This is a genomic window from Rhodococcus globerulus, assembly GCF_019334125.1.
Classification (GTDB): domain Bacteria; phylum Actinomycetota; class Actinomycetes; order Mycobacteriales; family Mycobacteriaceae; genus Rhodococcus_F; species Rhodococcus_F globerula.
In genome coordinates, this window is the sequence record NZ_CP079698.1 from 4,825,161 (window position 1) to 4,838,143 (window position 12,983).

13 protein-coding genes and 1 pseudogene are annotated in these 12,983 nt (G+C 61.9%); 10 read left to right on the forward strand and 4 right to left on the reverse strand.

All coding sequences use genetic code 11. From position 1 onward, the window contains the following. Positions 1–62 precede the first annotated feature (62 nt). From KYT97_RS21975 to KYT97_RS22000, 6 genes and pseudogenes are all read left to right on the forward strand, one after another. Positions 63–1,538 carry a 2-hydroxymuconic semialdehyde dehydrogenase gene (locus KYT97_RS21975; protein WP_219110676.1) on the forward strand — a complete coding sequence of 492 codons (1,476 nt, stop codon included), beginning with the start codon at positions 63–65 and terminating at the stop codon, positions 1,536–1,538. Positions 1,539–1,581: 43 nt separating this feature from the next. Beyond that, positions 1,582–2,355 carry a 2-keto-4-pentenoate hydratase gene (locus KYT97_RS21980; protein ID WP_219113081.1) on the forward strand — a complete coding sequence of 258 codons (774 nt, stop codon included), beginning with the start codon at positions 1,582–1,584 and terminating at the stop codon, positions 2,353–2,355. After that, positions 2,352–2,786, forward strand: a pseudogene (locus KYT97_RS21985) (RidA family protein); the annotation flags it as partial. The gene KYT97_RS21980 and the pseudogene KYT97_RS21985, both read left to right, overlap by 4 nt. Before the next feature lie 74 nt (positions 2,787–2,860). Further along, positions 2,861–3,382 carry a 3-hydroxyanthranilate 3,4-dioxygenase gene (locus tag KYT97_RS21990; RefSeq protein ID WP_045066554.1) on the forward strand — a complete coding sequence of 174 codons (522 nt, stop codon included), beginning with the start codon at positions 2,861–2,863 and terminating at the stop codon, positions 3,380–3,382. Between the two features lie 3 nt (positions 3,383–3,385). Further along, positions 3,386–4,381 (forward strand): amidohydrolase family protein, encoded by a 996-nt coding sequence (locus KYT97_RS21995; RefSeq protein WP_045066556.1) that lies wholly within the window; start codon positions 3,386–3,388, stop codon positions 4,379–4,381. Between the two features lie 158 nt (positions 4,382–4,539). Continuing rightward, positions 4,540–5,886: an MFS transporter gene (locus KYT97_RS22000; RefSeq protein WP_033235932.1), complete on the forward strand. Its 1,347-nt coding sequence runs from the start codon at positions 4,540–4,542 to the stop codon at positions 5,884–5,886. A gap of 53 nt (positions 5,887–5,939) precedes the next feature. Here the strand turns inward: KYT97_RS22000 and KYT97_RS22005 are convergent, their stop codons facing one another. The 4 genes from KYT97_RS22005 to KYT97_RS22020 all read right to left on the reverse strand — a co-directional run bounded on the left by KYT97_RS22005 (position 5,940) and on the right by KYT97_RS22020 (position 9,563). Continuing rightward, positions 5,940–6,866, reverse strand: coding sequence for a LysR substrate-binding domain-containing protein (locus KYT97_RS22005; RefSeq protein WP_045066557.1), 927 nt, complete (start codon positions 6,864–6,866; stop codon positions 5,940–5,942). 37 nt (positions 6,867–6,903) lie between these two features. Next, on the reverse strand, positions 6,904–8,181 hold the full coding sequence (locus KYT97_RS22010; RefSeq protein WP_172937723.1) for a carboxylesterase family protein: 1,278 nt from the start codon (positions 8,179–8,181) through the stop codon (positions 6,904–6,906). Between the two features lie 163 nt (positions 8,182–8,344). Then, positions 8,345–9,019, reverse strand: coding sequence for a Crp/Fnr family transcriptional regulator (locus KYT97_RS22015; protein WP_003943506.1), 675 nt, complete (start codon positions 9,017–9,019; stop codon positions 8,345–8,347). 280 nt (positions 9,020–9,299) lie between these two features. Next, a complete protein-coding gene (locus KYT97_RS22020; RefSeq protein WP_033235936.1) occupies positions 9,300–9,563 on the reverse strand; it encodes a hypothetical protein in 264 nt (87 codons plus the stop codon). A gap of 80 nt (positions 9,564–9,643) precedes the next feature. Between KYT97_RS22020 and nth the strand changes: the two genes are divergently transcribed. Genes nth through marP form a run of 4 tightly spaced genes read left to right on the forward strand, consistent with a single transcriptional unit; the run spans position 9,644 to position 12,982 of the window. Further along, complete coding sequence (gene nth / locus KYT97_RS22025) at positions 9,644–10,420, forward strand: endonuclease III (RefSeq protein ID WP_033235937.1); 777 nt, start codon at positions 9,644–9,646, stop codon at positions 10,418–10,420. 5 nt (positions 10,421–10,425) lie between these two features. Further along, complete coding sequence (locus KYT97_RS22030) at positions 10,426–11,079, forward strand: TlpA family protein disulfide reductase (protein WP_095888111.1); 654 nt, start codon at positions 10,426–10,428, stop codon at positions 11,077–11,079. Then, positions 11,076–11,795 carry an NUDIX hydrolase gene (locus tag KYT97_RS22035; protein WP_045066561.1) on the forward strand — a complete coding sequence of 240 codons (720 nt, stop codon included), beginning with the start codon at positions 11,076–11,078 and terminating at the stop codon, positions 11,793–11,795. Before KYT97_RS22030 ends, KYT97_RS22035 begins: the two co-directional genes overlap by 4 nt. Further along, complete coding sequence (gene marP, locus KYT97_RS22040) at positions 11,792–12,982, forward strand: acid resistance serine protease MarP (RefSeq protein ID WP_033235939.1); 1,191 nt, start codon at positions 11,792–11,794, stop codon at positions 12,980–12,982. The genes KYT97_RS22035 and marP overlap by 4 nt, the downstream gene beginning before the upstream one ends. Position 12,983 lies beyond the last annotated feature (1 nt).

The window sequence follows — 12,983 nt, forward strand, 5'->3', positions numbered from 1 at the left end:
AGGTATAGCTGGCGGCAGTTTTTGCATTTGTTTGATATGGGTTCGGGGCCAATAGTTAGTCCATGACCTCACAATGCGACGGATGGATCCGCAACTACGTGGATGGCTCCTACGTCGAACCCGACGCGTCGTCGAGCTTCGACCAGGTGGACCCCGCAACCGGCCGTGTTCTTGCCAAGGTCCACGAGGCCGACAAGGCCCTGGTCGATCGGGCTGTGATCTCTGCCAGACGTGCTCTGGACAACGGTTGGGCCGATACGCCGGTCCGAGAGCGGACGGCGCTGCTGCGACGGGCCGCGGATCGGATCGAGGAGCGGTTCGAGGAATTTGTCGCCGCGGAGATGGCGGATACGGGCAAGCCGATCACGCAGGCGCGCGAACTCGACGTTGCTCGCGCCCTGACGAACTTCCGTACCTTTGCCGACATCGTCGCCGCAGCGGGGCAGGAGTCGTTTGTCACGGATCTGGCCGGCGGCAAGCAGGCGCTGAATTACGCGATCCGCAAGCCGCTCGGTGTGGTTGCGGTCATCGTGCCGTGGAACCTGCCACTGCTTCTCCTGACCTGGAAGGTGGCGCCCGCGCTGGCATGCGGAAACTCCGTGGTGGTCAAGCCTTCCGAAGAGACGCCGGCGACGGCGTCGTTGCTGGCCGAGGTGCTCGAAGAAGTCGGCCTTCCTGCCGGCGTCTACAACGTCGTGCACGGGTTCGGTGCGAATTCTGCGGGCGAGTTCCTCACCACCCACCCCGGTATCGACGGTGTCACCTTCACCGGGTCTTCGGCAACCGGCTCGCACGTGATGAAAACCGTTGCACCACGGGTGCGTCCGGTCTCGTTCGAGCTCGGCGGCAAGAACGCCGCGATCGTGTTCGACGACGTCGACATCGACGAAGCGCTGACGGGTCTGACCAAATCGGTGTTCACCAACACAGGCCAGGTCTGCCTGTGCACCGAACGGGTGTACGTGCACCGCAGCATTTTCGACGACATCGCCGGTGGACTTGTCGAGCGGGCAGCAGGATTGCGTCTGGGTGACCCGACGCTCACTGCGACGACGACAGGCCCGCTCATCTCGCAGGCACACCGGAAGAAGGTTCTCGACTACTTCGAGATCGCGGAGCAGGAGGGCGCGAAAGTGCTTACCGGTGGCGGAATTCCGGATCTCGGGCAGGATCTGTCCGGTGGATCGTGGGTCGAACCCACCCTGTGGACTGGCTTGACCAACAAGAATCGCGTCGTGCGCGAGGAGATCTTCGGACCCGTCGCCGCACTCATCCCGTTCGATACCGAGGCAGAAGCGATCGCCTTGGCAAACGACACCGAGTACGGCTTGGCGGCCTCCGTGTGGACCAACGACCTGCGCCGCGGACACCGCGTCGCCCAGAAGATGAACGTCGGAATCTCCTGGGTCAACACGTGGTTCACCCGTGAACTGCGATCCCCCTTCGGCGGTATGGGCCTGTCCGGTATCGGACGTGAGGGTGGCGAGTCCTCGCTGCACTTCTACACCGAACCGACAAATGTGTGTGTGCAACTGTGAACATCGAAACCGCAGGAAGTTCCAGAGAAATGAGCGAGGCGTGATGACAGCCCCAGAAGACACCGTATCCGCGCTTGCGCGTCGCCTCGACGACGCTGCGCAGAGTCGCACCGACACACCGAGCCTCGCCGACGATCACACTATCGATATCGACGACGCCTACCGGATTCAGAACGAACTCATCGAACGACGCACTGCCCGTGGCGAATCGGTGGTGGGCATCAAGCTCGGCTTCACCAGCCAAGCGAAGATGGCGCAGATGGGTGTCTCCGAGGTGATCGTCGGGCAGTTGACCGACGCGATGGCGGTGACGGACGGCGGTGACCTGGAACTATCGGCGTTCATCCACCCCAAGATCGAACCCGAAGTTGCGTACCGGCTGTCGAAGGACGTCGATCTCGACGACCCGAGCATGGACATAGAATCCTGCGTCGACGCGGTTGCTCCGGCGATGGAGATCATCGATTCGCGCTACCGCGACTTCCGCTTCACCTACACCGACGTTGTCGCCGACAACACCAGTGCCGCTGGATATGTCATCGGCCCGTGGCAGTCGATGCGCAGTGCCGCGAACTTGGTGGTGCGCATGGAGGTAGGAAGCGAAACGGTTACCGGTTCGACGGCAGCAATCCTCGGAGATCCCGTGCACGCGTTGCATGCCTTGGTGGATATCGCCCGCCGTCGGCACATTCCGCTCCGGGCCGGCTACGTGATTCTGGCCGGCGCGGCGACTGCTGCCGTGCGACTCGACGAGGGAGTCGCACAGTGCAGCATCGACGGACTGGGTACCGTCTCGGTGAATGGTGTGCGGCGATGAGTGGGGCGCAGGTCATCGAGAAGATGGCAAAGCCGCGCGGAAAGTTCCCGCACGTCAAGGTGGTAGGTGACTTCGTCTACGTCTCCGGTACCAGTTCACGTCGGCCCGACAATACGTTTGTGGGCGTCGAGGTCGACGAGATGGGCACCACGGCGCTCGACATTCGCGCGCAGACACGTGCCGTCATCGAGAACATCGCGGCGATCCTCGCCGAGGTGGGTGGTGAACTGCGTGATCTGGTTCAGGTCACGTCATACCTGGTGTCGATGAACGACTTCGGCGGATACAACGAGGTCTACGCCGAACTATTCGATGAAAACGGTCCGACGAGAACCACAGTGGCAGTTCACCAATTGCCCCACCCGCACTTGCTCATCGAGATTTCCGGTGTGGCCTACGTGCCTGCCTCCCGACGGCTGTCAATCGAGAACCCCGCCGCCCGACGGCTGTCAATCGAGAACCCCGCCGCCCGACGGCTGTCAATCGAGAACACGGAGAACGCATCATGACCACCATTCCTCCCGTCATCGACTTCAAGAAATGGATCGACGACAACCGCCACCTGCTGCAGCCACCGGTCAACAACCAGACGATGGCACTCGGAGACGACTTCATCGTGCAGGTTGTCGGTGGGCCCAACCAGCGGACCGACTACCACCTCGACCCGTACGAGGAGTGGTTCTACCAGGTCGAGGGCGACATCCACGTCAACGTCATGACCGAAGACGGACCGGTGCGGGTCGACATCCGCGAGGGCGAGAGCTGGTTGCTGCCGGGAAACCTGCCCCATTCGCCGCAGCGCCCCACCGCAGGATCGATCGGTCTGGTGATCGAAAGAGTGAGGCAGGAAGGAACATTGGAGCACTTCCAGTGGTACTGCCTGGAGTGCAATCACAAGATCTACGAAGTCGAACTTCAGGTACGCGACATCGTGGCCGACCTTCCGCCCGTCTTCGTCACGTTCTACGAGAGTGAAGACGCCCGCACGTGTGACAAGTGCGGCACGCTCCATCCCGGCAAGGGCTGAGCGATGAGCAACATGATCGACATCCACACCCACTACGTGCCCAACGGGTGGCCCGATCTCACGGCTGATGCCGGCCCGGACGCGCCGTGGCTGAAAGTGGAGTCGGAAACCGAAGCCATGATCATGATGGGCACCAAGGAGTTCCGACGGATCCAATCCGACGCCTGGGACGCCGAGGTGCGCCTGCGTGACATGGATGCCGACGGTATCCACACCCAGGTCGTCTCGCCGACACCGGCATTCTTCAACTACGGCCGAACAGGCGAGCAGGCCAGTCGTATCTCTCGGATCTTCAACGACCTGGCGCTCGAGATCGTCGAACCGGCAAAAGATCGACTTATCCCGTTCTGTCAGGTTCCGTTGCAGGACACCGATGCTGCGTGCCGCGAACTCGAACGATGCATCGCCAACGGGCACCGAGGCGTCGAGATCGGCAATCACGTCGGCGACCTCGATCTCGACAGCGAAGGAGTCGTGACATTCCTGCAGCACTGCGCGTCACTGGATGTTCCGGTCTTCGTGCACCCGTGGGACATGGCGTCCTCACCGCGCCTGGATCGGTGGATGGCGCAGTGGCTCACCGCAATGCCCGCAGAAACGCATCTGTCGATACTCGCGCTGATTCTCGGCGGCGTGTTCGACAAGATCGACGACCGACTCAAGATCGGATTTGCCCACGGCGGCGGATCTTTCGCGTTCTGGCTCGGCCGGATGGAAAACGCCTGGTACGGCCGCAACGACATTATCGGTACATCGGAATTCCCGCCGTCGCACTATCTGGGCCGGTTCTACGTGGATTCTGTCGTCTTCGACGAACGTGCACTGCGACTACTGGTGGACACAGTGGGCGTTGACCGGGTGATGGTGGGAAGCGATTACCCGTATCCCCTCGGCGAGCGACCGGTAGGTGAGGTGGTGCGCAAGAGTGAGTTCTTGGACGAGACTGCACGCCAACTGATCTCGCGGGGAAATGCGGAACGCTTCTTGGGGATCGGCTGATCCTTCAGCTATACCATTTCCGGTATGCCGCACGGTGATTTCGGCATTTGTGAGTCATGTCTCTAATGAGCATAATTCAGACAACCTTTGAAACATGCTCGGCAAAAACAGATTTCACCGTACCGTACTGCCCCTCATCCAATCGATAGGTATCCGCGATGACCACAAGCGTAACCAGTGACGGAAAGCCGTTGCCGGAGAAAGCTGCCCGCAGCCGGGTTGCCATGGCAACCCTCGCCGGCACAACCCTCGAATGGTACGACTTCTTTCTTTACGGAACAGCCGCAGCGCTGATCTTCAACAAGCAGTTCTTCCCGAGTCTGAGTCCGACCGCCGGCACCCTAGCAGCCTTCAGCACCTTTGCGGTCGGGTTCATCGCCAGGCCCGTCGGCGGCTTGGTGTTCGGGCACTTCGGTGACCGGATCGGTCGCAAGGCGACGCTTGTGGTGTCTCTGGTGATGATGGGAGTCGGGTCCACGCTGATCGGACTCATTCCGAACTACGATTCCATCGGTTTCTGGGCGCCGGTACTTCTGGTGGCGATGAGAGTTGTCCAGGGCATCGGCCTCGGCGGTGAGGGCGCCGGTGCCACGCTGATGTCGATGGAGCACGCGCCAGCCGGGCAGAAGAACCTGTATGCGGGTTTCCCGCAGATGGGCACCCCCGCCGGACTTGTTCTGGCCAATGGCATCTTCCTGACCACCAGTGCGTTGATGTCGGACTCGGCCTTCCAATCGTGGGGTTGGCGCATACCGTTCCTGCTCAGCTTCGTTCTGGTGGCGATCGGTCTGGTGATCCGGTTGCGGGTTACCGAATCGCCCTCGTTTGCCGGGATCATGGAGAAGGGCGAGATAGTCCGGTTCCCGCTGCGTGAGTCGCTCAAGGTCGGGTTCCCCCGGTTGTCACTGACGCTGGCCGCGTGTTTGGCGAACTCCGCCGTGGCATATGCCTTCATGGTGTTCACTCTGTCGTACGGAACTCAACATCTGGGCTACGACAAACAATTCCTGGTGCTCAGTGTCACCGCGGCAGCGGTCCTGTGGTTCCTTTCCATCCCGATCTGGACCAAGGTGGCCGACAAGTACGGTCGACGGCACATGTTCATCGGAGGATCCGCCGCAATCCTGTTGTGGTGCATCGCGTTCTTCCCGCTGCTGAACACCGAGAACAAGGTCGTTGCAGTTGTGGCGTTCCTGGGAATGGGACTGATCATTCCGGTGACTCATTGTGTCCAGGGAAGCATCATTGCCGACACGTTCCCGGCCAAGGTTCGATACTCGGGTTCGTCGTTGATTCTGCAGAGTGGTGCAATTCTGGGCGGCGGATTGGCTCCGATGATTGCGACGGCTCTGCTGGACGCCACGGGATCATCTGTGGGCGTGACGTGGTACCTGGCGTCGATCTGCTCGATCAGTCTGGTTGGCGCGATAGCGCTGTTCAAGGTGGTGCCCGACTCATCGCGGGGATTGCAGCACGAAGAGCAGCGGGTGGCAGAAAACGCCTGACGTGTAACGATATTCGAAGCCCGCTCCCGCTCCGGGAGCGGGCTTTCGAACGTTTACTGGTTCATGAGTTCTTCCGCGAAACTGCGCAACGACGCGATAAGTGCCTGTGCCGACGGACTGGACGTCCTCGTCGCCGACGACGTGAGACCGACGCTGTGACCGATGGGATCCAGGGTGATCGGGAGTGTGGTCAAGCGGGTGTCGTCGCGATGAATCAGACTCGGAAGGACAGCGATCATGTCGGTTTCCAGCAAGAGCTGTCGCACCGTGAGGAAAGACGTTGCCTCTACCCGGTTCTCGGGTAAGGGGAGACCGTTCCTGGCGAAGAACTCCTCGAGTTCGCGTCGGAGCACCGTTTCGACGCCGGGCAGGATCCAGGGGAACTCGCGGAGTTCGTCGAGCTGCACCTCGTCACGGTTGGTCAGTGGATGATCCACGCGGGTAACAAGTTCAACTGACTCGGCGTAGAGATTGCGTCTGACGGCGCGGTCGTCTGTCGGTGCTGTGAGTCGGCCGACGATGAGGTCGATACGACCGGCCTCCAAGTCGGTGAGTAACTGCTCCGGAGTGCCTTCGCGGACGATCACGGTCAGTAGCGGATGCTGAACTTTCAGCCGCGCAATGGCGCCGGGCAGCAAGACGTTGGAACCGGCGAGATGTGTTCCCACGATGACGGTTCCGCGGTGTGCGTCGGCCAATTCGACGACGTGTCGACCCGCTTCGGTGAGCTGAGCGATAACCGCCCGAGCGTGGGTGGTGAAGGCATCGCCGAATATTGTCGGGGTGATGCCGCGTGGTCCGCGATCGAACAGGGAGACGCCGAGGATGGACTCTATGTCGTGGAGGCTGCGGGTTGCCACAGGTTGTGTGATGTGCAGTGCGGCAGCGGCGCCGACCACGCTGCCCTGACGGCTCAGGGCGTCGACCAGAAGCAGGTGGCGAAGTTTGAGTCGCCCGTCGAGGAGCTTGGGCATGTCCATATCTGCAATCCTAGCGGGGATTGCCGCCCGAAGTTGCTCAGGTGAAGGTGATTCCGATCGGTTCGTCGGTCGAGAACTTCTTCCAGGTGTTCTCGTTGTCCGGACTTCCGTTATGTGCAAACGAAGTCCAGAGCGTGCGGATGCGTCTACCCATTTCGTCGACGGTGGTCCAGTCGGCTATGCCCAGCATGGGTGAACCGTGCCAAGACTTTTCGGTGCCGAGGATGAACGGAAGTTCGATGCAATGCGTAGCACCGAAGATGTTCTCGGGAGGTGTCCAGTCGAATCGGTAGGTGTAGACCGAGGTACCCGCCTGAGTGAAGGTATCGGCCAGTTCTGCGACCGTCTCGGCAAACATGTTCTGCGTCAACGTGGTTTCGTCGGCCATGGAGCCGCCGGGGAGCCCGCGAACGAAGGCGGATCCCTCGTCGTGGGTATATCCGATGACTACCTCTGTCACGCCACTGTCGGCGCTTCCGGTAAGTGGTGCAACGTCGGATATCGGGGCAAAGGGTGGCTGAACAACATTTTCAGACCGTCTGCCGAACTCGACGGCTGTGGCGCGGAAGGCGTCCAGGATTAGGGGGAGGGGAGCGGTATTCGGATCGCCGTCGAGCAGTCGGGCAAAGGTCTCGCCGTTCTCGATCGCAGCGGTCTTGGTGAAGTTGAGGTCCAGCCGCGGGGTGCTTTGCAGAATTGCTCGGTGGAACAAAGGCCGAGAGTTATTACTGTTCAACAGGTTCACGATGGAATGAGCGCCGGCGGACTGGCCGAACACGGTGATCGAATTGGGATCACCACCGAATCCCGCGATGTTCTCGCGTACCCACTCGAGGGCCGCGATCTGATCGTGGACGCCGAGGTTGCCGTCGCTGACGCCCTCGAGGAGGAGATAGCCGAGTACGCCTACGCGATAGTTGACCGATACGACCACGACATCGCCTTCGGCCGACAACGCGCCGCCGTCGTACCACGCCAGTGAACCTCCGCCGCTGGAGTATCCACCGCCGTGCAGCCACACCATGACGGGCCGGCTACCGGACAACGAGGGCGTCGTGACGGTGACGGTGAAACTGTCCTCACTCTGCTCAGGCTCGGGGTGCGGCGCTCCCATGACACGCTCGAGTCGCGACGGTGGTTGAGGAAACACGGTGCCTGGCCTGGTGGCGTCGAGAATGCCGGTATGAGATGCGGCAGGTTCGGGCCGTTGGAATCTGGCCGCGGTTGCGTAGCGGATCGCGCCGAAATACAACGAACCGTCGCGTCGGATGCCGCGGAACTTCCCCGCAGCAGCGGAAGCGATTATCTCGGACATGCATCCCCTTGGAGTCGTATTTGCCTCCATCGAGCATGCCAGCGCTCGCACGTGACACAAATGCCTATGTGGTTGCGCGCTATACCCGTCGCGCCGAGCGTCGGAAACGACTTCGGCCGCCCCCACCGATGTGGGAGCGGCCGAAAGAGTCGAGACGGTAGAACTAGCGTGCGCGACGCGCGAGACGCTCGGAATCCGAAATCAGGACGCTCTTGCCTTCGAGGCGCAGCCATCCGCGATGAGCGAAGTCGGCCAGAGCCTTGTTGACGGTCTCACGGGAAGCGCCGACCAGCTGGGCGATCTCTTCCTGGGTGAGGTCGTGAGTGACGCGCAGCGCGCCACCTTCCTGGGTGCCGAAGCGCTGTGCGAGCTGCAGCAGTGCCTTGGCGACACGGCCGGGAACGTCCGTGAAGATCAGGTCGGCGAGCGTGTTGTTGGTACGACGCAGGCGACGTGCGAGAACGCGGAGCAGCTGCTCGGCGATTTCGGGGCGCTGCTGGATCCAAGCCTTGAGAGCGTCGCGGTCCATGCTCACGGCACGAACCTCGGTGACGGTGGTGGCCGTCGAGGTGCGGGGACCCGGGTCGAAGATGGACAGTTCGCCGAACATGTCGGACGGACCCATGATCGTCAGCAGGTTCTCGCGACCGTCAGGTGAGCGTCGACCGATCTTCACCTTGCCGGACACGATGATGTACAGGCGGTCACCGGGTTCACCCTCGTTGAAGATGACATGTCCACGGGGGAAGTCGACGGGTTGCAGCTGCTTGGTCAGCGCCGCTACCGCTGAGGGCTCGACTCCTTGGAAGATGCCGGCTCTTGCCAGGACGTCGTCCACGTGCGCTCCTTGTTGGGATTTGTTCGTTTGTGGTGTCATTTTTTGCGCTATCTAACTTTGTACCCGGTTGTGCTTGGTTTGTACTCACGAACCGCCCAGACGCAGGCCTTCACTCGTGCGAGCGAGACGCTGCGTCAGACACAGTCCGTGTTGAATACAACAGGTACGGCATCGAAGTCTACGTCCCACGCGCTCGGCACGAGTGATTGATGCCACGAAAGCGTCGAAATTATCCTGATGGCGAATAAAATTGACTACCTTGTATGCCTCTTCGATCGCCTTAGCGAGTGGGCAGTTCTTCTGCGCCCGATTGCCGCGGAGCGATGGCCGGTCGACCCTTCCGGCGCAGGTGGAAGCGGGCAAACGCATGCGGGAACCCATCGGTCGCCAGCGACGCGACGTCGTCGGGACCAGCCTGGTCGAGGAACTCCGCCACCTCGTTCTCCCGAACCGAGAGTCGACGCAGTCTCCGTTCGACCCGTTCCATGGCCAGCGCAAAAAGCATCAACAGCACTGGGAAGAGAATCACGGCGAGTCCTTGCATAGAGGAGAGTAAACACGGCCAACATCTCGGAATCGACACGACCAAATGTCATGTCGGGGTGTATCCGTACAGTTGTCTGAGTGCAGACCACCCCGACCGAGCGCTCAGCGACCCGCCGGTCTGCCGGCGCTCGCGACGAGGAATCCCATCTCGCGCTGGTCCGTCGCGCGCGTCGGATGAACCGGAAACTAGCCGTTGCCTTCCCACATGTGTACTGCGAACTGGACTTCACGACGCCCCTCGAGTTGACGGTGGCGACAATCCTGTCGGCGCAGTGCACTGACGTCCGCGTCAATATGGTCACCCCGGCGTTGTTCGCCCGTTATCCCGACGCCAAGGCCTACGCCGAAGCCGACCGGACCGAGCTCGAGGAGTACATCCGGTCAACGGGCTTCTACCGGAACAAGGCCAACTCGCTGATCGGATTGGGTCAGGCGCTGCTCGAGCGTTACGACGGCGAAGTGCCGAACAAACTTGCAGACCTCGTGACGTTGCCGGGAGTCGGTCGCAAGACAGCCAACGTGGTTCTGGGAAATGCGTTCGACGTCCCGGGAATCACCGTCGACACCCACTTCGGACGTTTGGTACGTCGGTGGAAGTGGACGGACGAAGAAGATGCCGTCAAGGTCGAACATGCTGTCGGGGCTTTGATCGAACGTAAGGAATGGACCCTGCTGTCACATCGTGTGATCTTCCACGGACGACGCGTCTGTCACGCGCGTAAGCCGGCGTGCGGAGTGTGCGTTCTGGCCAAGGACTGCCCGTCCTACGGCCTTGGTCCTACCGACAAAACTGAAGCTGCTGCGCTGGTGAAGGGCCCGGAGACGGAGCATCTGCTCGCTCTGGCCGGGTTGTGACCCAGATGTCCAATGCTGCTCGGTGGTCCCTTGTTGTGCTTGCGGTTGTTGTTGCGCTCGCTGTTGCAATCTGGCCGCGCGGGGGAGATGACACCCCGGTTTCGGCTGGCGGTTCCTCGACGTCCGCCTATCGGCCGCCGACGTTCACCCCGTCGTCCGAATCGCTCGATCAGCTTCGTGGGCAAGCCGGACTGACAGCGTGCCCGACGCCTACCGCCGAAGCTCCGGCCGGCGCCGCACTCGCTGGGATCACGCTCGACTGTGTTGCAGACGGAAGCTCGGTCGATCTTGCTGCCGCGCTGGGAGGTAAGCCCGCGCTGCTGAATTTGTGGGCGTACTGGTGCGCGCCATGCGCCGAAGAACTGCCGCATTTGCAGGAATTTGCGGATCGCGCGGGGGACAGTATCACTGTGCTGACCGTGCATTCCGATCCGAACCAGGAAAACGCTTTGACCCGACTGATCGACTATTCCGTTCGACTACCCGGAGTTCAGGACGGTTCGAGCAAGGTGCAGATTGCCGTCGGCGCGCCACCTGTGCTGCCGGTCTCTGTGCTCATTCGTCCCGACGGAACCGTCGCGAAGGTGTTGCCTCAACCGTTCCGCAGTGCGGATGAGATAGCTGCCGCCACGGCGCAGTATTTGGGAGTTGTCGTATGAGCTCATCCGTTCCCGAATGGTTACGTGCTGTAGCCAGCACCCAACCCACTGATCCACATCGACTCAACCCCGTGCTCGACCGTCGGCCGCCGCGCGGGACGACCACCAGGCCCGCCGCGGTGCTCGTCCTCTTCGGAGGATCCCGAGAGGCTGATCCCATGTGCCTCGGTGGGATGCCGGACGACGCTGACGTACTACTGACACAACGCGCGTCGACTATGCGCCAGCACAGTGGACAGGTCGCTTTCCCCGGCGGTGCCGCCGACGACGGTGACGACGGTCCGATCGGCACAGCGCTGCGCGAGGCGCAGGAAGAAACAGGTCTCGACCCGCGCGGTGTGCTCCCGCTGGCGACGTTGCCCGAAATATTCATTCCGCCGTCCGGATTCGACGTGACACCGGTGATCGCTTATTGGGAAGACCCGGTCTCGGTGGGCATCCAGGATTCCGGCGAGGTCGGCCGTGTCGCGCGGGTTCCGCTGCGCACTCTGCTCGACCCCGACAACCGCTTCCAGGTGCGTCACCAGGCCGGGTACCAAGGTCCGGCGTTTTTGGCCGACGGCATGCTCGTGTGGGGCTTCACTGCCGGAATACTGGCCGGACTCTTCGAGGTGTCCGGTTGGGAAATCCCCTGGGATCATCACGACGTGCGTGATCTGGACACAGCGCTCGCAGAACTGGGCGAAGACATCGAAGATTCGGCGGTTCCCCGATGACAGGTTCGCGGTGGGTCGATCTTGCGATCGTGGTGGTGGCTCTCATCGCCGCGACATCGGGATGGCGTCAGGGCGCGGTAGCGTCGGCGTTGGCTTTTGTCGGTGTGATTCTGGGTGCTGTCGCCGGAATTCTGCTGGCACCGCATGTTCTGGTGCATGTGACCGAGGGCAAGCTGCGCATCCTCGCCGGCATCTCACTGATCGTCGTGTTGGTGATCATCGGCGAAGTTGCCGGCATGGTTCTGGGCCGAGCCGCGCGCAGCGGTATGCATTCTCCGGCCGCAAGATCAGTGGACAGCGTGATCGGTGCAGGGCTTCAAGCAGTTGCCGTGGTGGTTGCCGCGTGGCTTTTGGCAATTCCGCTGACGTCGTCGTCTCAGCCCAACGTCGCAGCAGCAGTCCGAGGGTCGAACGTGTTGGCCGGTGTCGACGACCTCGCGCCGCAATGGTTGCGGCAGATTCCGACGGAATTCTCGGCGCTGCTCGACACCTCGGGATTGCCCGATGTCATCGGTCCGTTCGGCCGCACACCCATCACCGAAGTGGAAGCGCCGGACGCGAGTGTTCTGGCGAGCCCGCTGGCCGCGCAGTTGCGTCCGAGCGTTCTGCGCATCAACGGCGTCGCGCCGAGTTGCCAGCGCGCGCTCGAAGGTTCCGGGTTCATCGTCGCGCCTGAGCGTGTCATGACCAACGCACACGTCGTGGCGGGTACCGAGAGCATCACCGTCGACACGATGCAAGGTGCACTACCCGCCCAGGTTGTGCTCTTCGACTCGGCCGTCGACATCGCGATCCTCGCGGTGCCCGGACTCGAGGCGCCGGTTCTGCCGTTTGCCGCTCAGCCCGCTCAAACGGGGGACAACGCACTGGTGCTCGGATATCCGGGTGGAGGTCCGTACACGGCCAGCGCGGCTCGTGTTCGCGAAATCCTGAACCTCAACGGTCCTGACATCTACAAAGCCGGCACCACACAGCGTGAGGTGTACACCGTTCGTGGATCGATTCGACAGGGCAATTCCGGTGGGCCCATGGTCAACGATCAGGGTGAAGTGCTCGGTGTCGTGTTCGGTGCCGCCATCGACGACACTGACACCGGGTTCGTCCTCACTGCCAATGAGGTGTCGCGCCAACTCGCCATGGCGGAAAGCGCGTCGACGCCGGTCTCCACCGGCGTCTGCATCCTCTGAG